Source organism: Escherichia whittamii, assembly GCF_014836715.1.
Taxonomy (GTDB): domain Bacteria; phylum Pseudomonadota; class Gammaproteobacteria; order Enterobacterales; family Enterobacteriaceae; genus Escherichia; species Escherichia whittamii.
In genome coordinates this window covers 55,908-81,526 of record NZ_JACSQI010000013.1, presented here as the reverse complement: position 1 = coordinate 81,526, position 25,619 = coordinate 55,908, and the positions used below count along the sequence as shown (strand labels likewise).

At 49.6% G+C, this 25,619-nt stretch carries 23 protein-coding genes; 10 read left to right on the top strand and 13 right to left on the bottom strand.

What is annotated here, in order from left to right; translation table 11 throughout:
• Positions 1–3 precede the first annotated feature (3 nt).
• The 6 genes from yiaO to yiaK form a co-directional block, all read right to left on the bottom strand.
• Positions 4–990, bottom strand: coding sequence for a 2,3-diketo-L-gulonate TRAP transporter substrate-binding protein YiaO (gene yiaO / locus H9644_RS17770; protein WP_064527913.1), 987 nt, complete (start codon positions 988–990; stop codon positions 4–6).
• 12 nt (positions 991–1,002) lie between these two features.
• Positions 1,003–2,280 (bottom strand): 2,3-diketo-L-gulonate TRAP transporter large permease YiaN, encoded by a 1,278-nt coding sequence (gene yiaN / locus H9644_RS17765; protein WP_225221445.1) that lies wholly within the window; start codon positions 2,278–2,280, stop codon positions 1,003–1,005.
• Positions 2,281–2,282: 2 nt separating this feature from the next.
• Positions 2,283–2,750 (bottom strand): 2,3-diketo-L-gulonate TRAP transporter small permease YiaM, encoded by a 468-nt coding sequence (yiaM, locus tag H9644_RS17760; RefSeq protein ID WP_064527910.1) that lies wholly within the window; start codon positions 2,748–2,750, stop codon positions 2,283–2,285.
• A 114-nt stretch (positions 2,751–2,864) separates the two neighbouring features.
• Positions 2,865–3,785, bottom strand: a complete 921-nt coding sequence (locus tag H9644_RS17755; protein ID WP_064527908.1) for a DUF4862 family protein — start codon at positions 3,783–3,785, stop codon at positions 2,865–2,867.
• A gap of 22 nt (positions 3,786–3,807) precedes the next feature.
• On the bottom strand, positions 3,808–4,272 hold the full coding sequence (locus H9644_RS17750; RefSeq protein ID WP_191775696.1) for a YhcH/YjgK/YiaL family protein: 465 nt from the start codon (positions 4,270–4,272) through the stop codon (positions 3,808–3,810).
• An 11-nt stretch (positions 4,273–4,283) separates the two neighbouring features.
• Entirely contained in the window at positions 4,284–5,282 is a 999-nt protein-coding gene (gene yiaK, locus H9644_RS17745; protein WP_064527904.1) for a 3-dehydro-L-gulonate 2-dehydrogenase, read from the bottom strand.
• Between the two features lie 216 nt (positions 5,283–5,498).
• Between yiaK and yiaJ the strand changes: the two genes are divergently transcribed.
• Positions 5,499–6,332: an IclR family transcriptional regulator YiaJ gene (yiaJ, locus tag H9644_RS17740; RefSeq protein ID WP_064527903.1), complete on the top strand. Its 834-nt coding sequence runs from the start codon at positions 5,499–5,501 to the stop codon at positions 6,330–6,332.
• Between the two features lie 101 nt (positions 6,333–6,433).
• Complete coding sequence (locus tag H9644_RS17735; protein WP_191775694.1) at positions 6,434–6,907, top strand: 4Fe-4S binding protein; 474 nt, start codon at positions 6,434–6,436, stop codon at positions 6,905–6,907.
• A 142-nt stretch (positions 6,908–7,049) separates the two neighbouring features.
• Here H9644_RS17735 and avtA read toward each other — a convergent pair whose 3' ends face one another.
• Both avtA and malS read right to left on the bottom strand, forming a co-directional pair.
• A complete protein-coding gene (gene avtA, locus H9644_RS17730; protein ID WP_064527892.1) occupies positions 7,050–8,303 on the bottom strand; it encodes a valine--pyruvate transaminase in 1,254 nt (417 codons plus the stop codon).
• 174 nt (positions 8,304–8,477) lie between these two features.
• Entirely contained in the window at positions 8,478–10,508 is a 2,031-nt protein-coding gene (malS, locus tag H9644_RS17725; RefSeq protein ID WP_191775737.1) for an alpha-amylase, read from the bottom strand.
• Positions 10,509–10,828: 320 nt separating this feature from the next.
• Between malS and H9644_RS17720 the strand changes: the two genes are divergently transcribed.
• Entirely contained in the window at positions 10,829–11,653 is an 825-nt protein-coding gene (locus tag H9644_RS17720; protein ID WP_064527890.1) for a protein bax, read from the top strand.
• Between the two features lie 128 nt (positions 11,654–11,781).
• Here the strand turns inward: H9644_RS17720 and xylR are convergent, their stop codons facing one another.
• The 4 genes from xylR to xylF form a co-directional block, all read right to left on the bottom strand.
• A complete protein-coding gene (gene xylR / locus H9644_RS17715) occupies positions 11,782–12,960 on the bottom strand; it encodes a D-xylose utilization transcriptional activator XylR (RefSeq protein ID WP_105289465.1) in 1,179 nt (392 codons plus the stop codon).
• A 77-nt stretch (positions 12,961–13,037) separates the two neighbouring features.
• Positions 13,038–14,219 (bottom strand): xylose ABC transporter permease XylH, encoded by a 1,182-nt coding sequence (xylH, locus tag H9644_RS17710; RefSeq protein WP_064527887.1) that lies wholly within the window; start codon positions 14,217–14,219, stop codon positions 13,038–13,040.
• The gene (gene xylG / locus H9644_RS17705; protein ID WP_191775691.1) at positions 14,197–15,738 is read right to left on the bottom strand and encodes a D-xylose ABC transporter ATP-binding protein; all 1,542 of its coding nucleotides are present in this window, start codon (positions 15,736–15,738) and stop codon (positions 14,197–14,199) included. Before xylG ends, xylH begins: the two co-directional genes overlap by 23 nt.
• Before the next feature lie 77 nt (positions 15,739–15,815).
• Positions 15,816–16,808, bottom strand: a complete 993-nt coding sequence (gene xylF, locus H9644_RS17700) for a D-xylose ABC transporter substrate-binding protein (RefSeq protein WP_191775689.1) — start codon at positions 16,806–16,808, stop codon at positions 15,816–15,818.
• Between the two features lie 366 nt (positions 16,809–17,174).
• Here xylF and xylA point away from each other — a divergent pair, with 366 nt between their 5' ends.
• The 4 genes from xylA (at position 17,175) to yiaA (ending at position 21,010) form a co-directional block, all read left to right on the top strand.
• Positions 17,175–18,497 (top strand): xylose isomerase, encoded by a 1,323-nt coding sequence (gene xylA / locus H9644_RS17695; protein WP_191775687.1) that lies wholly within the window; start codon positions 17,175–17,177, stop codon positions 18,495–18,497.
• 70 nt (positions 18,498–18,567) lie between these two features.
• A complete protein-coding gene (gene xylB / locus H9644_RS17690; protein ID WP_191775686.1) occupies positions 18,568–20,022 on the top strand; it encodes a xylulokinase in 1,455 nt (484 codons plus the stop codon).
• A gap of 167 nt (positions 20,023–20,189) precedes the next feature.
• Complete coding sequence (gene yiaB / locus H9644_RS17685; protein WP_064527878.1) at positions 20,190–20,531, top strand: inner membrane protein YiaB; 342 nt, start codon at positions 20,190–20,192, stop codon at positions 20,529–20,531.
• Between the two features lie 41 nt (positions 20,532–20,572).
• Entirely contained in the window at positions 20,573–21,010 is a 438-nt protein-coding gene (gene yiaA, locus H9644_RS17680; protein WP_191775684.1) for an inner membrane protein YiaA, read from the top strand.
• Positions 21,011–21,051: 41 nt separating this feature from the next.
• On the opposite strand, the gene wecH is transcribed toward yiaA, so the two are convergent.
• On the bottom strand, positions 21,052–22,047 hold the full coding sequence (gene wecH, locus H9644_RS17675; protein WP_105289470.1) for an O-acetyltransferase WecH: 996 nt from the start codon (positions 22,045–22,047) through the stop codon (positions 21,052–21,054).
• 173 nt (positions 22,048–22,220) lie between these two features.
• Here wecH and H9644_RS17670 point away from each other — a divergent pair, with 173 nt between their 5' ends.
• The 3 genes from H9644_RS17670 (at position 22,221) to glyS (ending at position 25,606) form a co-directional block, all read left to right on the top strand.
• Positions 22,221–22,520 carry a YsaB family lipoprotein gene (locus H9644_RS17670; protein WP_064527872.1) on the top strand — a complete coding sequence of 100 codons (300 nt, stop codon included), beginning with the start codon at positions 22,221–22,223 and terminating at the stop codon, positions 22,518–22,520.
• A 95-nt stretch (positions 22,521–22,615) separates the two neighbouring features.
• Positions 22,616–23,527, top strand: a complete 912-nt coding sequence (glyQ, locus tag H9644_RS17665) for a glycine--tRNA ligase subunit alpha (RefSeq protein WP_001168544.1) — start codon at positions 22,616–22,618, stop codon at positions 23,525–23,527.
• A 9-nt stretch (positions 23,528–23,536) separates the two neighbouring features.
• Entirely contained in the window at positions 23,537–25,606 is a 2,070-nt protein-coding gene (glyS, locus tag H9644_RS17660) for a glycine--tRNA ligase subunit beta (RefSeq protein WP_064527871.1), read from the top strand.
• Positions 25,607–25,619: the final 13 nt, after the last annotated feature.

Below are 25,619 nucleotides of genomic sequence, written 5' to 3'. Positions count from 1 at the left end.
GGTTTATTGCACCTCATCCACGGCTTTCAGCAGTTCGGCGCCCTGCGGAACATCTTTAACAAACATGTCGCGGACTTGAGTACCCAGTGCGTCGCTAAAGGCTTTGCGGTCCAGATCGGTAATCACTTCCACGCCTGCTTCTTTCATGCCGTCGATGATTTTTTGCTGATCTTTGGCAACCAGTTTGCGCTGGTAGTTACCCGCTTCTTGTGCAGATGAAATTAGCGCTTGCTGGAACTCCGGAGTTAAGCCATCAAATTTCGCTTTGTTGATCACCACCAGAAGCGGGGAATAGGCGTGATGGGTCAGAGAAAGGTACTTCTGCACTTCATAGAATTTTGCCGACCAGACGACGTTAATGGGATGTTCCTGGGCGTCGATGGTACGGGTTTCCAGCCCGGTATAGACTTCGGCAAACGGCATCGGGATCGGGTTAGCGCCAAAGACTTTGAATGCGGCGATATTCATCGGGCTATTGTTAGTGCGAATTTTCAGGCCTTTCAGGTCGGCAGGCGTTTTAACCGGTGCGCGCGAGTTGGTAACATCTCGCCAGCCGTTTTCCCAGTAAGCCAGTACTTTCAGCCCTTTATCTTCAAGGGAGACTTTCAGGTCATCACCGACTTTGCCGTCGAGCGTTTTATGCGCATGGGCGGTATCGCGGAACAGGAAAGGGACGTCGAGCAAGTTCATCACTGGTGATAATCCGGCAAAGTTATTCGAACCGGACATCTCCATATCAATAGTGCCGCCACGCACGCCGCTAATCATCGCCTGCGCATTGCCGAGGGTGCTGTCCGGGAACAGTTTTAATTTCAGTTCGCCTTTGGTTTTTTCCTGCAATAATTCATTGAATTTTTTGGCCGCAATATGTTGTGAATCGGTTTGTGATGTTTCATAACCGAAACGTAATGATTGTGCCGCCATTGATGACGTGCTGAATGCCGCCACTCCGGCAATTAATAATGCGTAGGTTACAGAACGTAATTTCATTATGATTTCCTTTTAACTCATCCATTTAAGAGGAGCGGTAATCAGCTCCGGTATAAAAATAAATAATGCTAACAACATGAATAAAACCATGACGTAAGGCGCAACGCCTTTTACCGCATCGTCAAATTTAAGTTTCGCCACGCCGCATATCACGTTAAGAACGTTACCCACCGGAGGCGTAATCAGTGATATTGAACAGTTGATAATAAACATGATGCCGAAATAGACCGGATCTATTCCCGCTTCTTTCACCAAGGGCATTAATACTGGTGTAAGAATTAATACGGTGGGCGTTAAGTCCATTACCGTACTGATCACCATAATAGCGAGCATAATGACGATGAATAATAAGCGAGGTGAATCAACCAACGGTTGTAATAGCTCCGATACCATCATGGGTAATTCGGCGATAGTAATAAGCCATGCAGATACCGCAGCAGAGGCCACCAGGAACATGACTACGGAAGTGGTTTTCGCCGCGTTGATCAGGACATGATAAAGCGTGGAGAAGGTCATTTCGCGATAGACCACCACCGAGACGAACAGGGCATAGAAGGCGGCAACCGCGCCTGCTTCGGTGGGTGTGAATAACCCCGAACGGAAACCGCCAATAATAATTATCGGTAAAAAGAGCGCCCAAATACCGGAAACTAAGGATTGCCATACTTCCCGCAGTGAGGCTTTCGGCTGACAAGGCAAATTCAGTCGTTTCGCCTGCCACCACCAGGTAACCATCAGCGTGACGCCCATCATGATGCCCGGCGCAATACCCGCCATAAACAGTTTACTGATGGAGAGCCCGCTGGAGACGCCGAAGATAATGAGTGGAATAGAGGGAGGGATAATGGCCGCAATAATACCGCCAGAACCGATAAGCCCGGCGGCGCGGTTTACCGGATAGTTGGCCTGACGCATCATCGGCACCAGCAGCGCCGCGACGGCTGCGGTATCAGCAACCGCAGAACCGGAAAGGCTTGCCATGATCATTGCCGCCAGCACGCCAACGTAACCCAGACCGCCAGGTCTGTGGCCCACCAGTTTCATCGGTAAATCGACAATACGTTGCGACAGGCCGCCCGCGTTCATGATCTCACCCGCCAGCACAAAGAAGGGGATCGCCAGCAGGGAGAAACTGTCTGCACCGTTGACCAGCGTTTGCGCCAGAATTTGCACATCAAAGATATCCATCCAGAACATCAATGAGATGCCGCACAGTAATAATGCCCAGGCGATGGGAACGCCAAGGGCGATAGCTCCTAACAAGCTGACAATAAATATAAGGATTGTCATCGTCAGGCTCCTTGTTGGTTTCGGCTGGGGGCACTTGTTAACTGCCGATATAAATGACGCAATTCCAGCATTGCGATAATCAGGCTGGTGGGGATAGCGGCGGCGTACATTAAACCAACGGGTACACCGAGAATGGGGGATAAGTTGCTCCAGTCCTGCGCTGTTTTTTCTATTGCCCCCCAGGCCAGGCCCAGACACAGCAATAAAATAAGCGTATGCGTTAGAAACGAGACGCGTTGTTGGTTGGTGGGGGATAGTTTTTCGACTATAAAAGTGACCTGTACATGACTGTTGTCCATATAAGCAACAATAGCGCCAATAAAGGTTAACCAGACAAATAAAAGGCGAGATAATTCATCAATCGATAATATACTTGTGTGGAATCCATATCGAAGAATTATATTAATAAAAATAATACAAGACAGTATTGCGATGATGACCGCAAGAATGCCTTCGAGTATCCGTTTCATAACGAGTCCTTCTTGTTATGCCATATGTTTTCATTAATTGATGTTGTTGGTATTCGTAATATTTATTGGAAAGCGACTAATAAGACATTCAGTGTGCTATTTAAGTGAAACGGATTAACGAGATTCATTCAGAGAGTGAATGCCGTTGCGTAATATTTCGATTCGATGTTGCACATCAGACGTCGCATTTATTTCTAGCAGCTTGATGCCAGAAAAATGCAATGTTGACGGTTTTGCTGCATTAAATAACTCGCGAACATGCTCTGTGGTCATCAGGCTTTCCGCACAGAATGGAGCAAACGGTGCGTGCAAATCCTGCCATTCGCCGTATGTTCCGTTTAACGTCGTACCAGAGAACATCAGTGCGCCGAGTTTTCCGGCCTGTTTCGCCATTTGGGTGTGCGTCAGCGGCAGCGTTGTATTGCGCCCTTCAATAGCGGAGCGCGCCCAGTTGATACAGATGCTGACGTCATAATCGGCAATGACCTGCAGGGCATTTTCTAAAGGCAGAAAACCTTTGCGGGGTGCTGAAGACGTCATGGCATCGCAGTGTTCCAGCACCAGTTTGCACGGCCAGTCCCAGCTGGCGATTTCTTTCAATGAGCGGGCAAAAGCGTCTGTCGCTTGCATAACATTGGGATTCGTTGCTAATGGTGCAGCCTGGATCTCCAGTGCGAGTACTTTATTTGCCGGCAATGAGTTTATTTTATTTAACAAGTGGCGATAGTACGCCACGCAGGCTTGACGTTGCTCTTCATCGCTGGAGGCGAGGCCAAAACCGTGGTTTTCGTTGCGGCGGCGCATGGTTTCCATCACAGCGGTGACGACAAATTTCCAGCTCTCTGGCGTATGACGGAGCAACCATTGGTCGCCCAGCGGGTGGAAGTTTTCCAGGCAGGGTTGTTCCAGCCCGAAAATATCGGGTGTATCAGATAATTGTCGCCAGAATTCCTTCTCTTCCTCTTCACTTCTTTGATGAAAAGAAGGTGCACAGGGATACGCACCGATAATATAACCGGCATTATTCGCTTTCATTTTGTGCTCCAGTAATAACTTTTTATAAAGCGCAGAGGGCCACTTTAACCACGATTTTCCGGATTGCCGTTGGGGCATTTTTATTACATGCCGGGCGGTGAACATCTTGCGGGAAGAAAATAGCGTAACTACCCGGTATCATTTCTATAAATGATTCATGTTCATTGTCGTGATAAAAAATAATATCGCGCTGTTCTAATAATTCTTCGCTGACTTTATTATTCCCCGTGTCAATGGAAATGCCGATTTTCTCTTCGCCCCACGCCAGAAACTGAATATCAATATACCGACGATGCACTTCCGGACGGTTTTCGATTTTATCTCGCGTCGTTAAATCGATAATTTGCGCATAAATATTTTTGCCGTCGATTTCGACAACGCCCGGCTCCTGGGTGTTGAAGTTGGTAGTGCGCAGAAAATCGAGCGCCTTTTCAATGGCGGCGGGCAAACGGCACGGATTGGGCTGCGCGATATGTCCAAAGATCATGGCTTATCTCCTTATAACGCCTGAATTTTTGCCCATACGCTGTCATCAACGGTGATGCCGTTACGACGATTTTCAGCCAGCAGGGTAGTAAATTCGTGGCCGGGTAAACGAATGGCCTGATTTTCGTCAGCGCGCTCGGCACTGGTAACGTAATCCATGATGCGTTGTAGCTTGGCGTCGCGGGTGGTGCCTTCGATCAGTTTGTCTACTTCAATGGCGATAAAGATTTGCGAAACGCCGTATTCGTCGCTGTTATCCTGGGTGACTTCTGCAACCGATGCGCCATCAGAAAGGAGAGTGGCGATCATATCCAGCACAATCGACATGCCGGAACCTTTCCAGTAACCCATTGGCAAAATGCGGCGGTTTTTCTCGATGACGCCCGGCTCTTTGGTCAGGTTGCCTTCATCGTCGAAGCCACCGTCTACAGGCAGCTCGCGACCCGCCAGGCGGTTTACTTCTAACATGCCGTAGGAGAACATCGACATCGACATATCGACCATCGTAATAGGTGAGGAAGGAATCGCGACGATCAGCGGATTGGTGCCGATACGACACTCTTTTGCACCCCACGGCGGCATCACTGCGATGGAGTTGGTCCAGCAGATGCCAATGTAGCCTTTCTCCGCCGCCTGCCAGCCATAGCTGCCGCCGCGCATCCAGTGGTTGGCATTACGTAACGCCACCAGGCCAATCCCATGATTTGCCGCCAGTTCAATGGCACGATCCATCATCTTTTTCGCCGTCAGGTTACCGATCGAACGCTGGGCGTCCCACTGCTCAATTGCGCCGAGGCTGGTCACGCGTTTTGGTTGGGCGTCAGGAATGATATCGCCATTATCCAGTTGCTGAATGAAGCGTGGGAAACGGTTAACGCCGTGAGAATAAACGCCGGACTCGGTGGTACGGGCGAACATCTCAGCGCAGGCATCAGCCGTTTCGTTGTCAACGCCACGTGAAACTAGTACCCGATTAAAGGCTGCTTTTAACTGCTCAAATGTCACTTTCATCCCTGTCTTCCTTGTGTTTGTTGATCGCTTTTTTAGCTTAAAATTCCACTATGCGAAATTTGATTTCAAATATATCGATCGCTTTTTAACAAAGCAATCCGCACCATGATTTTCAAAAAACATATAAATCAAATGGTTATAAATTATCTGTCGAGATCGTGAACTGCGACACACTTTGCGTTACCATCATGGCGCGATAAAAAGGGGAAGAAAGCGATGGGAAAAAAAGAGCACGAGTTGGCGCAGGAAAAAGAGCGCCCAGCTGGAAGTCAGAGCCTGTTTCGTGGGTTGATGCTGATTGAGATTTTGAGCAACTATCCAAACGGTTGCCCGCTGGCGTATCTTTCGGAGCTGGCAGGTTTAAATAAGAGTACCGTCCATCGTTTATTGCAGGGATTACAATCCTGTGGCTATGTGACTACCGCGCCCGCCGCAGGGAGTTACCGCCTGACCACTAAATTTATTGCCGTCGGTCAGAAGGCGCTGTCTTCGCTGAATATTATTCATATTGCTGCGCCGCATCTTGAGACGCTGAACATTGCCACCGGTGAAACCATTAACTTCTCCAGCCGCGAAGATGATCACGCTATTTTGATTTATAAACTCGAGCCCACCACCGGAATGCTGCGTACCCGCGCCTATATTGGCCAGCATATGCCGCTCTACTGTTCGGCGATGGGCAAAATCTACATGGCATTTGGTCACCCGGACTACGTGAAGTCGTACTGGGAAAGCCATCAGAATGAAATCCAGCCGTTAACCCGCAACACCATTACCGAGTTACCCGCGATGTTCGACGAACTGGCGCACATTCGTGAAAGCGGAGTCGCGATGGACAGAGAAGAAAATGAGCTCGGCGTCTCCTGTATTGCTGTTCCAGTATTTGATATTCATCGACGGGTGTCGTATGCCGTGTCGATTTCGCTTTCGACATCACGGTTGAAACAGGTGGGGGAGAAGAATCTTCTGAAACCACTGCGTGAAACCGCTCGGGCTATCTCTAATGAACTGGGATTTACTGTCAGGGACGACCAGGGCGCGATCACATAACGCTTTAGACAGGTGACAAAACTTTAACATATCCTTCGTTGGATCAAAGCAGTAGGGGGGCGCTCTCTGGCACTCTGCTGTTTTAGTGCAAAGGAGTGATCATGAACCGGTTTATTATTGCGGATGCGACGAAATGTATCGGTTGCCGTACCTGTGAAGTGGCTTGCGCGGTGTCGCATCAGGAAAATCAGGATTGCGCTGCGTTGTCGCCGGGCGAGTTTATTTCGCGAATTCGTGTCATCAAAGACCATACCTGGACGACGGTAGTTGCCTGTCATCAGTGTGAAGATGCGCCGTGTGCGAATGTCTGCCCTGTGGAGGCGATTCGCCGCGAACATGGGCATATCTTCGTTGAACAATCACATTGTATTGGCTGTAAAAGCTGCATGGTGGCTTGCCCGTTTGGCGCGATGGAGGTGGTTTCGGCGCGCACAAAGGCGAGGGCAATTAAGTGCGATCTGTGCTGGCATCGGGCGACGGGACCGGCCTGTGTTGAAGCCTGCCCGACAAAGGCGTTGCAGTGTATGGATGTCGAAAAAATCCAGCGTCAACGGTTACAGCAGCAGCCTGTTTGAGATGCTATTCAGTTTGTTGACACAGTGCGCTTTGTTTATGCCGGATGCGGCGTAAACGCCTTATCCGGCCTACAAAATATCGCAAATTCAATATATTGCAGAAATTCTGTAGGCCTGATAAGCGCAGCGCATCAGGCTATTTTTAATGGCTTTCAGCCCAGGCGTTTTCAATCTCTTCTGCCAGAATCTTCACGCCCGCCTCAATTTTCTCCGGATCCGGCACGTAGTTCATGCGCATACATTGATGTGTATGCGGCCACGGTTTATCCAGCCCCGGGAAGAAGTTGTGGCCCGGCACCATCAGCACGCCGCGTGCTTTCAGGCGCTGGTAGAGTTGCTCGGTGGTAATCGGCAAATCCTTAAACCATAACCAGAGGAATATTGCCCCTTCTGGTTTATGAATAAGGCAGCGATCTTCCGGTAAATAGCGGCGAATGATGGCGATAGTTTCCTGAACACGCTGGTAATAGAACGGCTTGATGACCGTTTCTGACAGGCGCAGCAGATCGTTACGCTTTATCATTTCACACATCATCGCCGGACCAATGCCGCCAGGCGCGAGGCTGATAATGCCGTTCATATTAGTGATGGCGGTGATGATTTTTTCATTGGCGATGATAATGCCGCAGCGCGAACCAGGTAGACCTAGCTTGGAAAGGCTCATGCACAGCACGATATTCGGATTCCACAGCGGGCGCGCTTCGCTGAAGATGATGCCCGGGAAAGGGACGCCATAGGCGTTATCAATCACCAGCGGGATCCCGTGCTGATTCGCCAGCGCATCCAGCTTCAGCAACTCTTCATCGGTTATCACATTACCTGTTGGGTTCGTCGGTCGCGAGACACAAATCATCCCCGTCTCTTCGCCAATGTGCAGATGTTCGAAATCGACGTGATATTTAAACTGGCCCTCTGGCAGTAGTTCGATATTCGGGCGCGTAGAGACAAACAGATCCTCTTCCAGCCCGGCATCCGCGTAGCCAATATATTCCGGTGCCAGCGGGAACAATACTTTTTTGACCCGGCCATCGGCACGGCGTCCGGCAAACAGGTTAAATAAGTAGAAAAAGGCGCTCTGGCTACCATTTGTTAGTGCAATATTCTGTGGTTCGATATCCCAACCCAGTTTCTCGCGTAACATACCGGCAAGCAGAGACAGCAGCTCCGTTTTCCCCTGTGGCCCATCGTAATTGCACAGCGCATCAGTGGCTTTGCCACTTTCCAGCATGTCGGATAGCAGCGTCTGGAAATAGTCCTGCATTTCCGGGATCTGCGCCGGATTGCCACCGCCAAGCATAATCGCGCCGGGGGTGCGTAAACCGTCATTCAGATCTTCCATCAGCAGCGTAATGCCGGAGTGGCGGGTAAATTTGTCACCAAAAAGGGAGAATGTCATAGCGGGATATCTGTCGAACTCTGTAGCAAGGAAGGTAACAATAACGCTACATTTGCCAGGGTGCAAATCACGCTGCGGACGGTGGATTGACACTTTATGCTGTAGTTTTCGATTAGGTTGGTATTTTAGGCTGGGTGGCTTCCCGACGTACTGCCGCACGGGAAGCCAGAAAAATTACCGTTGCCCCGCCCAGACGACCATTACTTTATCGTCGCCATGTTCACGGACAAATCCGTACCCCTGTTTCAGCGCAATCGCCGTTTGTTTGCCTGCGCCAATAGCTGGATGTCGTGCGCGGAACTGGCTGATGCGTTGCCAGTGTGCGACGCTGGCGGCAGATTTACTGCTGATATCCTGCCAGTTCATATCAGAACGTGTGCCTTGTAGGGGATCAGAACCGGTAGGACCGAACGGACGTAAGGATTCATCACCATAAAAGATTTGTACTGCACCTGGCGCGAGTAACAATAACTCAGCTGCTTTGTCGCCCCCTTCGCGGAACAAGCGGGTATCATGTGAGGATAGGTAGCTCAACACGTTGAAATCTTGCAATTTCTCTGCCATTTGCTGCCAGGTAGTATCCATCTGAGCCAGGCAATCGACCGCTTTCGCCGCCTGTTCCTGATAATCAAAATTAATCATCGCGTCGAATCCGTGGCGATAGTAGTCGCTTTGCATTACTCCGTGACCCCAGGCCTCGCCGGTCATCCAGAAAGGTTTGTCATCTAACGCTTTCTCGGGGTTAGCTTTTTTCCATTCGTGAAGTGCGGCGCTGGCCTGAGTTTTCAGTTGCTGCCAGGCGGGCAACTCAACATGTTTAGCGGTATCGACCCGAAAACCATCAATACCGTAGTCGTGGACCCATTGGCTTAACCAGTGGGTTAAGTAATCGCGTGGCGTATAGCCGTCGATGGCTTTGGCGTGGGTATTCAGTTTGTTTTTATAGAACACCGGCAGACCAGAAGCGGTGGTGGATTCTGTTTTGATATCCGGCAAAAAGGCCAGCGACATGGTGAGATCGTCGAATCCAGGATTGTCGTAATCGCCGATATCCGTTCTGATCCAATTTTTCCCCCACCATTTATCCCAGCCAGCTTTGTCGCTGAAATTGATGTAATCGTTAAAACTATGCCAGGTTTGCCCGGCGGCGGGCTTCCAGTCGTTCCAGCGGTCACCCAGCGTTTTTTTCAGCTCATCACCAGAAAGGTATAACGCACCAAACTGATACTCCTGCATATCCGCCAGCGTGGCATAGCCAGTATGGTTCATCACCACATCAAAAATAATGCGGATACCGCGCTGGTGCGCGCTATCAACCAGCGCCCGTAGATCGGCTTCGTTGCCCATATTTGCATCAAGATTTGTCCAGTCCTGTGTGTAATAACCGTGGTAGGCATAATGCGGGAAATCGCCTTTTGTACCACCGCCCACCCAGCCGTGAATTTGCTCAAACGGGGCGCTGATCCATAAAGCATTGACGCCCAGCTGCTGGAGATAATCCAGTTTGTTGGTCAGGCCGCGTAAATCGCCGCCGTGAAAAGTGCCAATTTCCGCCATACCGTCTTTATGACGACCGTAGCTCTGGTCATTGCTGGGATCGCCGTTTTCGAAACGGTCTGTCAGCACAAAGTAAACGGTGGCGTTATGCCAGTCGAAAGGGGCCGAGGTGTCAGTTTCTGCCCGTTCCAGTAGTAGTAAGCCGTTACTGGTGGCGGCAGGTTGTAATGTTATTTGGCCGTTTTTCACCGTCGTGATTTGCTGGCTGTAATAATCCCGGACTGCCGCACCTTCCGGGAAGGTGGCACTGACATCAAGCGTAAGTGGTCGTCCATCCCATTTCGGGCATTCACGGAGCTGGTTTGCTACCGGTTCGGCGTTGTTCTGGAGAGAAATCATCAACGTTGGCGTGCCGGAGCGGGTATCTATTTGCAGCGTATATTCACCGTTTCTGAACAATCGCCACTGGGGGGGCGTGCTATCGCAAGGTTTGAGAGAAAGCATCTGATTGAGTTTTATCGCATCTGCAGGCTGCCAGCACTGTTGGTTAAAATTTAGCGTTAGCGGTCGCGTACCTTTGGTCAGCTGCGCGTGACTAACAAATGTTCCTGTGCTTTGTTCAGCAAAGATGGGAAATCCCTGAGATGTCCAGTCGGCAGCAATGGCAACACCGGGCAGGAGTATCAGAAAACAGGCGGCAAGTTTCATAACGGATGAGTCCTTGTTGCTGCGAATTTCACCAGTTTGCCAGTGATAATGCTGGTAAAACTCCTCCCTGATGTTCATTGCGCCAGGATGAGACGAAAGGGGGAGTAGTTCACCTGAGATTTAAGCTTATTTTTTGCGATAAACCCCACATTTTCTGCGATTTAGCGCCAATCTGAACGGTTTATACGTGACATAGTTTCAGATTTGGACTATTCCTTGGGGTGCGTTTTACCGCTATTTTTGATATGATTTGAGATTCAACTCTCAAATTTGTGAAAAATATAAGGTGTTGGAATGATTAAATCCGACCAGGAGAACTGATGATTTTGACTCCCATACGACGATATGGGGCGATGATTCTTATGTTACTCACTCTGATGTTTTCGAGTGAGGTGTTAGCGAAAACGCACACGACAACAGCGAGTCAAAAGTCCCACATAACCAAAGCTAGTAATAAACAGGTAAGCAGTAAACAAGAGTATTCTCGCAATAGTGCAAAGAGTAGTTCACTTCCTGATTTGCGAAAATACCCTTCCGGAACACCAAGGAAAAAAGCGTTTCTCCGGACTGTAATGCCCTATATTACCAGCCAAAATGCTGCCATTACGGCGGAACGTAACTGGCTGATTTCAAAGCAGTACCAGGGCCAGTGGTCACCTTCAGAGCGTGCACGTCTGCAAGACATCGCCAAACGCTATAAGGTGAAGTGGTCTGGTAATACACGAAAAATCCCGTGGAATACGCTACTTGAACGCGTAGACATTATCCCGACCAGTATGGTGGCGACGATGGCTGCAGCAGAAAGTGGTTGGGGTACGTCGAAGCTGGCGCGTAACAACAACAACCTGTTTGGCATGAAGTGCATGAAAGGGCGTTGTACCAATGCGCCGGGTAAAGTGAAGGGCTACTCACAGTTCAGTTCTGTCAAAGAATCGGTGAGCGCCTATGTCACTAACCTGAATACGCACCCGGCTTATGCTTCTTTCCGTAAATCGCGCGCGCAGCTGCGTAAAGCGGATCAGGAAGTTACCGCTACGGCGATGATTCATAAGCTGAAAGGTTATTCCACGAAAGGGCAGAGTTATAACAACTATCTGTTCGCGATGTACCAGGATAACCAGCGGTTAATCGCCGCGCATATGTAATTGCATCCCTTTTAGCCTTATCCGACTTGTTGGTCGGATAAGGCTTTTGCTCGTATCAGGTGGTTGTGCTGCGTTACCTGATGCGACGCTGGCGCGTCTTATCATGCCTGGCGGCTTTTCCCCTCCCGCTACAACATGACCTCGCTATTTACATCGCGATACTCTTTTGGCGTCGTGTCATACGCTTTTTTAAATACAGAGTAGAAATATTGCAGCGATGGATAACCACACATTTGCGATATCTCATTGATCGACAAGGTAGTAGAAATCAGCAGGCTGCGCGCTTTTTCCAGCTTCTCGGCATGAATCATTGCGTGAATAGTTTCACCTACTTCTTCTTTAAACCGTTTCTCAAGATTGGATCTCGATATGCCCACCGCATCCAGCACCTGATCCACTTTAATCCCTTTGCAGGCGTGATTACGAATGTAATGCATGGCCTGAATAACAGCCGGGTCGGTCAACGAACGGTAATCCGTAGAACGCCGTTCAATGACGCGTACTGGTGGGACCAAAATCCGCTGCAACGGCATCGCTTCTTTATCTAACAACCGATGCAGAAGTTTTGCCGCCTGATAGCCCATTTGCCGCGCACCCTGGGCAACCGAAGAAAGCGCGACGCGAGAAAGATAGCGGGTCAGCTCTTCGTTATCGATGCCAATTACGCATAGTTTTTCCGGTACGGGAATATGCAGATGCTCGCAAACTTGCAGAATATGCCGCGCTCGGGCGTCAGTAACGGCAATAATCCCGGTTTGCGGTGGCAATGTTTGCAACCAGTCGGCCAACCGATTTTGCGCGTGCTGCCAGTTTTCTGGTGCTGTTTCCAACCCCTGATAAACGACACCGCGGTACTTTTCCTCAGCAACGAGCTGGCGAAAAGCATATTCGCGTTCGGCTGCCCATCTTTTGCCACTCGACTCTGGCAGACCATAAAAAGCAAAGCGGTTAACGCCTTTTTCTTTTAAGTGCAAAAATGCGCTTTCAACCAGCGCATAGTTATCAGTGGCAATGTAATGTACGGGCGGGTAGCTTTCTGCCAGGTGATACGAGCCGCCAACCCCGACAATGGGGACGTCAACATCAGCCAACGCTTGCTCGATTTGGTTATCATCAAAGTCGGCAATAACGCCATCTCCTAACCAGTCCTTGATTTTATCAATGCGGGCGCGGAAATCTTCTTCAATGAAAATATCCCATTCCGATTGTGACGCCTGTAAATATTCCCCCACACCTTCTACAACTTGACGGTCATAGGCTTTATTAGCATTGAACAGTAATGTGATTCGGTGACGTTTAGTAAACATGGTTCTTTTCCTGCTGAATCATGCAAAAACTCAGAACCGGCAACACGTTACCGGTTTTGAGAAAATTTTTATCAAAATCAGGAACGGCGTTTGGTTGCGGAGTCCATCCATACTGCCAGCAACAGAATCGCACCTTTGACGATATACTGCCAGAAGGTCGGAACATCCATCATACTCATGCCGTTATCCAGCGAAGCCATGATGAATGCCCCCATCACAGCACCCGCAACACTCCCTACGCCGCCAGCCAGACTGGTGCCGCCAATCACGCAGGCTGCAATCGCGTCCAGCTCGGCGATATTACCGGCAGAAGGCGAGCCTGCGCCAAGCCGCGAACTGAGAATTAACCCAGCGATGGCCACCATCAAACCGTTGATAGCAAACACGGCAAGTTTGGTGCGTTCTACGTTAATCCCGGAGAGTCGCGCTGCTTCCAGATTGCCGCCAATAGCGTAAATGCGCCGCCCGAAGGCTGTCCTTGTTGCCATAAACATGCCGCCGAGTAGCAGTAACGTCAGCAGCAGGACCGGAGTAGGAACGCCACGGTAATCATTCAGCAGCCAGATTGCGCCTAATACGATGATGGCGGTCAAAGCCTGACGACCGACCACCGCTGTAGATGCCGGAGACTGTAAACCCAAAGCCTGTCGGCGCATTCTTCCACGCCATTGCCAGCCGACAAAAGCCATTAAGCCAAGCGCGCCGATGATGAAACCGGTGCTGGCGGGTAGATAGCTTTGCCCAATTTGTGACATTGCGGCGCTGGTGGGGGAAACGGTCGTGCCGTTGGTGATACCAATAAGGATGCCGCGAAATGCCAACATACCTGCCAGGGTGACAATAAATGAAGGCACTTTGCGGTACGCGACCCACCAACCATTCCAGGCGCCGAGAAGCAGGCCCAGAACCAGCGTCACAATGATGGTGAATGGTAGAGGCCAGCCTAACCAGACGTCGCAGATAGCAGCGACGCCGCCTAATAGCCCCATCATCGAGCCGACCGAGAGGTCGATTTCGGCAGAAATTATGACAAACACCATCCCTACCGCAAGGATGCCGGTAATTGCGGTCTGGCGCAGCAAGTTGGAGACGTTACGGGCGCTTAGATAGGCACCGTCAGTAGTCCAGGTAAAGAACAGCATGATAGCGATGATTGCTGCAATCATCACGAAGACTTGTAAATTCAGTGATTTCAGCACAGAGAAGCCACCGGATGTCGGTACGGCTAATTTCACTTCAGACGGATTGCTTTTCGACATGATGTTCGCTCCTCAATGCGGCTTCCATCACCTGCTCCTGAGTCAGGTTATGATTTATCAGGTTGGCTTTTAGTTTTCCTTCATGCATCACCAGTACGCGATCGCTAAGACCAAGCACTTCAGGTAATTCAGAAGAGATGACAATAACGGCGATACCCTGCTGGACGAGTTGGTTAATTAATTTGTAGATCTCGTATTTCGCGCCAATATCGATACCCCTGGTAGGTTCATCAAGAATGAGAATGCGCGGATTTAATAACAGGCAGCGTGCGAGGATCGCTTTTTGCTGATTGCCGCCGCTTAAACGTCCAATAGCAAGGTCGGGGGAAGATGTTTTAACTTTGAGTTGCTGGATGGATTCCAGAATACATTTTTGCTCTGCGGCATCATCAAGTTGGCTAATACCCCCGGTAAATTTACTGAGTGCCGCGAGGGTAATGTTTTTACCAACCGCCATTACCGGAACGATGCCATCGCGTTTTCTGTCTTCTGGCACCATCGCAATACCTAGGGCGATGGCTTGCTGGCAATTACGAATATCCACTTGTTTGCTATCAATATAGATTTCCCCTTCCCACTGCCCGGGCCAAACGCCAAAAAGGCATTGAATAGTTTCGGTGCGGCCAGCGCCAACCAGTCCGGCAATCCCCAGTATTTCGCCACGTTTCAGGGAAAACGAGACATCGTTAACCCGTTTAATATGACGATTAACCGGATGCCATGCCGTCAGGTGCTCTATACGTAATATTTCATCGCCAGTGGTATGCGGTTCGTTTGGGTAAAGTGCCGTTAATTCTCGCCCAACCATCATGGTGATAATATCGTCTTCGCTCATTCCGACTGCATCACGCGTACCTATGTGCTGACCGTCGCGAATAACACAAATTGTGTCGGAAATCGCTTTGACTTCGTTGAGCTTGTGAGAAATATAGATACGGGCGATGCCGTGTTGTTGCAGATCGCGAATAATATCCAGTAAAACTGTGGTTTCCAGCTCAGTTAATGAGGCTGTCGGTTCATCGAGAATTAATAAACGCACCTGTTTATTGAGTGCCTTGGCAATTTCAACGAGTTGTTGTTGCCCAAGCCCTAAATCACCAACGCGGGTATCTGGTGAAATGGATAAGCTGACTTGCGCTAACAGTTTCTGACAGCGTAGCGTCATCAGGTCATAATCCATAATCCCATTGCGGGTTATCTCATTGCCAAGAAAGATATTTTCCAGCACGGTCAACTCTTTCACCAATGCTAATTCCTGGTGAATGATGGCGATACCTTTGCGTTCGGTATCACGGATGTGACTTGCCTGTATTACTTCACCAGCAAAAGTAATTTCGCCTTCGTAACTGCCAAAGGGATAAATTCCGCATAGCACTTTCATTAATGTTGATTTACCAGAACCGTTCTCACCACAAAGTGAGACGATCTCACCAGCATTTAGCCGCAAACTGACGTTATCTATCGCCTTTACGCTGCCGAAAGATTTGGTAATGCTCTTCATTTCAAGTAGATAAGACATAACGACTCCACCTAAGCCAATCAGTTCATGCGGCATGGAGAGAAATCACGTCCCCGTTATCGACAGGGACGTAACGCTTAAAGCTCGCTCTCTTTGTGGAAACCGTCTTTAATCACGGTGTTTTTGATGTTGTTTTTATTCACATCAATAGGTGTCAGCAGGCGGGATGGCACATCTTTCAGCCCATTATTCAGCGTGGTATCTGCTTTAGGTTGTTGACTGTTACCCAGTTCAACGGCAATTTCTGCAGCAGTATTTGCCAGTAGAGTAATCGGTTTATACACCGTCATGGTTTGCGTACCCGCAGCAATACGTTTAATGCCGGCGAGATCTGCATCCTGGCCGGAAATGGCGACTTTCCCTGATAAACCTTGCGCGCTTAACGCCTGAATCGCCCCGCCAGCAGTAGCATCGTTAGAAGCAACAACAGCGTCAATTTTGTTATTGTTGGCGGTCAACGCGTTTTCCATAATTTTCAGCGCGTTTTCTGGTAACCAGCCATCAACCCATTGGTCACCGACGACTTTAATTTTCCCGGAGTCGACGTAAGGTTTTAATACTTTCATTTGCCCGGCGCGGAAAAGCTTGGCGTTGTTATCTACCGGAGAGCCGCCCATCAGGAAATAATTTCCTTGCGGGACGATATCGACCAGCGCTTTTGCTTGTAGTTCGCCCACTTTTTCGTTATCGAAAGAAATATAAAAGTCGATATCAGCATCATTAATCATGCGGTCGTAAGCTAATACTTTAATACCTTCTTGTTTTGCCTCTTTTACAACGTTACTTAATACCTGTCCGTTATACGGAATAATGACAAGAACATCGACTCCCCGGTTAATCATGTTTTCAATCTGCGACATTTGAGTTTCTTCATTACCATTTGCAGACTGCACAAATACTTTTGCGCCGAGAGATTCAGCTTTTTTCACGAAAATATCCCGGTCTTTCTGCCAGCGCTCAAGACGGAGATCATCAATAGCCATACCGATTTTGACTTCTTTGGCATGTGCCGCAACGTTGGTTAGCAGAAGTGATGTGCACAGGGTGAGTAAAATGTTCTTTATTTTCATGGTTCAGAGGCCTTCTTTTGTTAGAGGGTAGCTTTAAAAAGTAACAATCACCGCGTTAAACGTAACCAAGTTTTAGCAACTAAATAGGGGAAAACAATTACAGATTTTTATCTTTCGATTATGATTTTTAGTTTATTTCTTGATTTATGACCGAGATCTTATTTTTGTTGGTTAATCGAATTTGTTGCATTTTTCTCTTCGAGTAATTACCCAATTTCATCATTCCATTTTATTTTGCGAGCTAGCGCACACTTGTGAATTATCTCAATAGCAGTGTGAAATAACATAATTGAGCAACTGGAAGGGAGTGCCCAATATTACGACATCATCCATTACCCGCGGCATTACCTGATTATGGAGTTCATTATGCAGGCTTATTTTGACCAGCTCGATCGCGTTCGTTATGAAGGTCCCAAATCCTCTAACCCGTTAGCATTCCGTCACTACAACCCCGACGAACTGGTGTTGGGTAAGCGTATGGAAGACCATTTGCGTTTTGCCGCTTGCTACTGGCACACCTTCTGCTGGAACGGGGCGGATATGTTTGGTGTAGGCGCGTTTAACCGTCCGTGGCAGCAACCTGGCGAGGCGCTGGCATTGGCGAAGCGTAAAGCAGATGTCGCATTTGAGTTTTTCCACAAATTACATGTGCCTTTTTATTGCTTCCACGATGTGGACGTTTCTCCAGAAGGCGCATCGTTAAAAGAGTACATCAATAACTTTGCGCAAATGGTCGATGTGCTGGCAGGTAAACAAGAAGAGAGCGGCGTGAAACTGCTGTGGGGAACCGCTAACTGCTTTACTAACCCACGTTATGGCGCGGGCGCAGCTACGAATCCAGATCCGGAAGTTTTCAGCTGGGCAGCAACACAAGTCGTTACGGCGATGGAAGCGACGCATAAACTGGGTGGTGAAAACTATGTATTGTGGGGCGGTCGCGAAGGTTACGAAACTCTGCTGAATACCGATTTGCGACAGGAGCGTGAACAGATTGGCCGCTTTATGCAGATGGTGGTTGAGCATAAACATAAAAGCGGTTTCCAGGGTACCCTGCTTATCGAACCGAAACCGCAAGAGCCGACCAAACATCAATATGATTACGATGCCGCGACGGTCTACGGCTTCCTGAAGCAGTTTGGCCTGGAAAAAGAGATTAAACTGAATATTGAAGCAAACCACGCAACGCTGGCGGGTCACTCTTTCCACCATGAAATTGCCACTGCCATTGCGCTCGGACTGTTCGGTTCTGTTGATGCCAACCGTGGTGACGCGCAGTTGGGCTGGGATACTGACCAGTTCCCGAACAGCGTGGAAGAGAATGCGCTTGTGATGTATGAAATCCTCAAAGCAGGCGGTTTCACTACCGGCGGTCTGAACTTCGATGCCAAAGTACGTCGTCAGAGCACCGATAAATATGACCTGTTCTACGGTCATATTGGCGCGATGGATACGATGGCACTGGCGCTGAAAATTGCAGCACGCATGATTGAAGACGGTGAGCTGGATAAACGCGTAGCGCAACGTTATTCCGGCTGGAATAGCGAACTGGGCCAGCAAATTCTGAAAGGCCAAATGTCATTGGCGGATTTAGCAAAATATGCCCAGGAACATAATCTTGCACCGGTGCATCAGAGTGGTCGCCAGGAGCAGTTGGAAAATCTGGTAAACCATTATCTGTTCGACAAATAACGGCTAATTGTGCAGTCCGTTGGCCCGGTTATCGGTAGCGATGCCGGGCATTTTTTAAGGAACGATCGCTATGTATATCGGGATAGATCTTGGCACATCGGGCGTGAAAGTCATTCTGCTCAACGAGCAGGGTGAGGTAATCGCTTCACAAACAGAAAAACTAACCGTTTCGCGCCCGCATCCCCTCTGGTCGGAACAAGACCCGGAACAGTGGTGGCAGGCAACTGATCGTGCGGTGAGAACGCTTGCGCAACAATATTCTTTGCAAGAGGTTAAGGCGTTAGGGATTGCCGGACAGATGCACGGAGCAACGTTACTTGATGCTCGACAACAAGTATTACGTCCAGCCATTTTGTGGAATGACGGGCGCTGTGCGCAAGAGTGCGCTTTGCTTGAAGCACGAGTCCCGGATTCGCGCGCTATAACCGGCAATCTGATGATGCCAGGATTTACCGCGCCTAAGCTGCTGTGGGTGCAACGCCATGAGCCGGAGATATTCCGCCAGGTAGACAAAGTTTTATTGCCGAAAGATTATTTGCGTCTGCGTATGACCGGAGAGTTTGCCAGTGATATGTCTGATGCGGCAGGCACCATGTGGCTGGATGTCGCGAAGCGTGACTGGAGTGATGTCATGCTGCAAGCTTGCCAGCTGTCTCGTGACCAGATGCCAGCATTATACGAAGGCAGTGAAGTTACCGGGACTTTGCTACCCGAGGTGGCAACAGCATGGGGAATGGCGGCAGTGCCCGTTGTCGCGGGCGGCGGCGATAACGCGGCTGGCGCGATTGGTGTGGGTATGGTTGATGCCAACCAGGCAATGCTGTCGCTGGGAACTTCTGGTGTTTATTTTGCGGTGAGCGAAGGCTTTTTAAGCAAGCCGGAAAGCGCCGTACACAGCTTTTGCCATGCATTGCCACAGCGTTGGCATTTAATGTCGGTGATGTTGAGTGCGGCATCGTGTCTGGATTGGGCCGCGAAATTAACCGGCCTGAGCAATGTCCCAGCCTTAATTGCAGCTGCGCAACAGGCAGATGAAAGTGCCGAGCCAATCTGGTTTTTGCCTTATCTTTCCGGCGAGCGCACCCCGCACAATAATCCACAGGCGAAGGGGGTTTTCTTTGGCCTGACCCATCAGCACGGCCCTAATGAACTGGCGCGAGCAGTGCTGGAAGGCGTGGGTTATGCGTTGGCCGATGGCATAGATGTAGTGCACGCCTGCGGCATTAAACCGCAAAGTATTACGCTGATTGGTGGTGGCGCGCGTAGTGAGTACTGGCGTCAGATGCTGGCGGATATCAGCGGTCAGCAGTTGGATTACCGCACGGGTGGTGATGTAGGGCCAGCACTGGGCGCAGCAAGATTGGCGCAGATTGCGGTGAATCCAGCTAAATCGCTCAGTGAATTGTTACCGCAACTGCCGTTGGAGCAATCGCATATGCCGAACGCGCAGCATCATGCCGCTTATCAGCCACGACGCGAAACATTCCGTCGTCTCTATCAGCAACTTCTGCCACTAATGGCGTAAACGTATCCCCTGCCTGACCGGGCAGGGGATAATTCCTGTCTATACATATTATCAATTCATTAATATTTAATATGAATTTATTCTGAAAATCATTTGTTAATGGTATTTTTCAGTTTTGTCTTTCGTTGGTTACTCGTAATGTATCGCAGGTAGATACGGAGATCATTATGAAAACCTCAAAGACTGTGGCAAAACTATTATTTGTTGTCGGGGCGTTGGTTTATCTGGTTGGGCTATGGATCTCATGCCCATTGCTAAGTGGCAAAGGTTATTTTCTTGGCGTGTTAATGACGGCAACGTTTGGCAATTATGCTTATCTTCGCGCAGAAAAACTCGGGCAACTGGATGACATGTTTATTCGCATCTGCCAGTTAGTTGCGTTAATCACTATCGGTCTGTTGTTTATCGGTGTTTTAAATGCCCCCGTTAACGCTTATGAAATGGTGATTTATCCCATTGCCTTCTTTGCTTGCTTGTTTGGTCAGATGCGGTTATTGCGTTCAGCATGAGCTATGTAGCTCTTACAATGTAATATGAAAGGAACTCTGTGATGGACAACAAAATATCAACCTATTCTCCAGCATTTAGCATTGTGTCATGGATAGCGCTTGGCGGCGGTATTGTTACCTATTTATTAGGGCTATGGAATGCGGAAATGCAGTTAAATGAAAAAGGATATTACTTTGCTGTACTGGTACTAGGGCTATTTTCAGCAGCATCTTATCAAAAGACTGTGCGGGACAAATATGAAGGCATCCCTACCACATCTATTTATTATATGACCTGCCTGGTTGTCTTTATCATTTCTGTCGCATTACTGATAGTTGGTCTGTGGAATGCAACGTTATTACTCAGTGAAAAAGGCTTTTATGGTCTGGCCTTCTTTTTAAGCTTGTTTGGTGCAGTAGCGGTGCAGAAAAATATCCGTGATGCCGGAATCAACGCCCCAAAAGAAACGATAGCTGCGCAGGAAGAATATAGCGAATAATCTACGTAAGCCCGGTCAGTCCAGTGTGACCGGGCTTTTACTTAACTCACTAATCTGTTTTTATCGATTCGTTGCACCAGCACAGAAAGTAACAAGCTTGCTGCCAGCGTCGCGCAGAAGATCCAGATAATATCCAGTATTGGCCAGCTTTTAAGCTCAATACCTCTGGTGCGCAGCGCATGGATAATCAACGCGTGGAACCCGTATATACCCAAAGAGTGGCGTGATATCAGCCCAAGTCCTGGAACAGTGCGTGTATCCAGCGTATTTTTTACCAGAGTCAGTAACGCGATCGCGCAGATAAAAACCATCGGTCCGCAATAGAGATACCAGGTATCGGCAAAATTTCCGCGCCACTGTAATTCATATAATGTCCCACGAGAGATAATAAATACCCCCGCAACAAAAAGTGCGGCGCTCATCCACGACAGCGGTTTATGTTGCGTATCCATCATGCCAATGGCGCGGCCCAACATGCCATACAGGATGTAGTAAAAAGTATCGCCATTGATATATAAGTTAATCGGTAGCCATTCGAAGCCGTCGATCTTCTGTGGAACGGTGTTTGGGTTAGCGATGATGCCAATCACCCCCATTAGTACCAGCAACATTTTACCGCTAACGTTCTTCACCTGAACCAGTGGCGAAACCAGATAAATTACCGCAATCGCGAAGAAAAACCATAAGTGATAAAACACAGGCTTTTGTAGCAGGTTTTTCAGCGCTAACTCCACATTGATAGCGGTAAAAAGTGCAATGTAGATCAACGCGATGACACTATAAAACAGCAGGCATAAGCCGATACGCAAGAAATGACGGGGCTGGGCGCTACGTTCGCCAAAAAAGAGATAGCCGGAAATCATGAAAAATAGCGGCACACTGACACGGGAGGCAGAATTTAGAACATTCGCGATATCCCAGGTTACGGGGCTAACGCTATGGGCGTTGGTTACATACCAGGTGGTGGTATGAATCATCACCACCATTAAACAGGCTATCCCTCGCAGGTTATCAATCCAATAAATTTTGGGCTGCATCTGTGTCTCTGTAACTGGTTAAAAAAGGTCTGACCGATAAATCATTCGGCTGGTGCACTGGAATAATCCGAGTTTTATCTCTACAGCTTATAGGGGCTTGAGGAAATTCGTTAGAGTCAGCCACTATACCGATATTAATAATAAGACTCACCTGCAAATAAGACGGTAATTTAATGATGATGAACTATTTCTTTCCGGCAATGGCGCTTATTGTGTTAGTGGGATGCTCGACACCGCCACCCGAGCAGAAAGCACAGCGGGTAAAGGTTGAGCCGCTGCGTTCATTGAATATGGAAGCGTTGTGCAAGGGTCAGGCGGCAAAACGTTATAACACCGGCGAGCAAAAAATCGACGTCACTGCATTTGAACAGTTCCAGGGGAGCTACGAAATGCGTGGTTATACCTTCCGGAAAGAGCAGTTTGTCTGTTCTTTTGACGCAGATGGCCATTTTTTGCATCTTTCCATGCGTTAAGGCCTGCCTTTTTCCCGTTTCGTACTGTATATCTTCCATCCAGCGGGTATACTGATCCCTTCCTTTAAATCCACACGTATCCAGCACGAAATAATATGCAAAAGTTTGATACCAGGACCTTCCAGGGCTTGATCCTGACCTTACAGGATTACTGGGCTCGCCAGGGCTGCACCATTGTTCAACCATTGGACATGGAAGTCGGCGCGGGAACCTCTCACCCAATGACCTGTCTGCGCGCGCTGGGGCCAGAACCGATGGCGGCTGCTTATGTCCAGCCTTCTCGTCGCCCGACCGATGGTCGCTACGGCGAAAACCCCAACCGTTTACAGCACTACTATCAGTTCCAGGTGGTGATTAAGCCATCACCGGACAATATTCAGGAGCTGTACCTCGGTTCTCTGAAAGAGCTGGGCATGGATCCGACTATCCACGATATCCGTTTCGTGGAAGATAACTGGGAAAACCCGACGCTGGGTGCCTGGGGTCTGGGCTGGGAAGTGTGGCTGAACGGCATGGAAGTGACACAGTTCACTTACTTCCAGCAGGTTGGCGGTCTGGAATGTAAACCGGTTACCGGCGAGATCACTTACGGTCTGGAGCGCCTGGCCATGTACATTCAGGGCGTAGACAGCGTTTACGACCTGGTCTGGAGCGACGGCCCGCTGGGTAAAACCACCTACGGCGACGTATTCCATCAGAACGAAGTGGAGCAGTCCACTTACAACTTCGAATACGCGGATGTGGACTTCCTGTTCACCTGCTTCGAGCAGTACGAGAAAGAAGCCCAGCAGTTGCTGGCGCTGGAAAATCCGCTGCCGCTGCCAGCCTACGAGCGTATTCTGAAAGCCGCCCACAGCTTTAACCTGCTGGATGCGCGTAAAGCCATCTCCGTCACCGAGCGTCAACGCTACATTCTGCGTATTCGCACCCTGACCAAAGCAGTGGCAGAAGCATACTACGCTTCCCGTGAAGCCCTCGGCTTCCCGATGTGCAACAAAGATAAGTAAGAGGCGGCCATGTCTGAGAAAACTTTTCTGGTGGAAATTGGCACTGAAGAACTGCCACCAAAAGCACTGCGCAGCCTGGCTGAGTCCTTTGCTGCGAACTTTACTGCGGAGCTGGATAACGCCGGCCTCGCACACGGCACCGTTCAATGGTTCGCTGCTCCGCGTCGTCTGGCGCTGAAAGTAGCTAACCTGGCGGAAGCACAGCCAGATCGTGAAATTGAAAAACGCGGCCCGGCGATTGCCCAGGCGTTCGACGCCGAAGGCAAACCGAGCAAAGCGGCGGAAGGTTGGGCGCGTGGCTGCGGGATCTCTGTTGACCAGGCCGAGCGCCTGACTACTGACAAAGGCGAATGGCTGCTGTATCGCGCCCACGTGAAGGGCGAAAGCACCGAGGCGTTGGTGCCGAATATGGTCGCGACTTCTCTTGCGAAGCTACCGATCCCGAAACTGATGCGCTGGGGCGCGTCTGACGTGCACTTCGTACGTCCGGTTCACACAGTGACTCTGCTGCTGGGCGACAAAGTCATTCCGGCAACTATTCTGGGTATTCAGTCCGATCGCGTGATTCGCGGCCACCGCTTTATGGGCGAGCCGGAAATTACTATCGATAATGCCGATCAGTATCCGGAAATTCTGCGTGAGCGCGGTAAAGTCATCGCCGATTACGAAGAACGTAAAGCGAAGATTAAAGCTGATGCCGAAGAAGCGGCGCGTAAGATTGGCGGTAACGCTGACTTAAGCGAAAACCTGCTGGAAGAAGTGGCTTCTCTGGTTGAATGGCCGGTTGTTCTGACCGCGAAATTCGAAGAGAAATTCCTCGCGGTGCCATCTGAAGCGCTGGTTTACACCATGAAAGGTGACCAGAAGTACTTCCCGGTGTACGCGAACGACGGCAAACTGCTGCCGAACTTTATCTTCGTTGCCAACATCGAATCGAAAGATCCGCAGCAAATTATCTCCGGTAACGAAAAGGTTGTTCGTCCACGTCTGGCGGATGCCGAGTTCTTCTTCAATACCGACCGCAAAAAGCGTCTGGAAGATAACCTGCCGCGCCTGCAAACGGTACTGTTCCAGCAACAGCTGGGTACGCTGCGTGATAAAACTGACCGCATCCAGGCACTGGCTGGCTGGATTGCTGAACAGATTGGCGCTGACGTTAACCACGCAACCCGTGCGGGCCTGCTGTCTAAGTGTGACCTGATGACCAACATGGTCTTCGAGTTCACCGACACCCAGGGCGTGATGGGGATGCACTACGCGCGTCACGATGGTGAAGCGGAAGATGTGGCAGTGGCGCTGAACGAGCAGTATCAGCCGCGCTTTGCCGGCGATGACCTGCCGTCTAACCCGGTAGCCTGTGCACTGGCGATTGCTGACAAGATGGACACCCTGGCGGGCATCTTCGGTATTGGTCAGCATCCGAAAGGCGACAAAGACCCGTTTGCGCTGCGTCGTGCGGCACTTGGCGTGCTGCGTATTATCGTTGAGAAGAACCTCAACCTTGATTTGCAAACGCTGACCGAAGAAGCGGTGCGCTTGTACGGTGATAAGCTGACTAACGCCAATGTGGTTGATGACGTTATCGACTTTATGCTCGGTCGTTTCCGCGCCTGGTATCAGGACGAAGGTTACACCGTCGACACCATCCAGGCGGTACTGGCACGTCGTCCGACTCGTCCGGCAGATTTCGATGCTCGTATGAAGGCAGTATCGCACTTCCGTACGCTGGATGCAGCGGCAGCACTGGCGGCGGCGAACAAGCGCGTATCTAACATTCTGGCGAAATCAGACGAAGTGCTGAGTGATCGCGTTAATGCCTCCACCCTGAAAGAGCCAGAAGAAATTAAGCTGGCGATGCAGGTGGTTGTGCTGCGCGACAAACTGGAGCCGTACTTCGCGGAAGGTCGTTACCAGGAAGCGCTGGTTGAACTGGCTGAGTTGCGTGAACCGGTAGATGCTTTCTTCGATAAAGTGATGGTCATGGTTGATGACAAAGAACTGCGTATCAACCGTCTGACTATGCTGGAGAAACTGCGCGAATTGTTCCTGCGCGTTGCGGATATTTCGTTGTTGCAGTAATAACTCCTTTAAT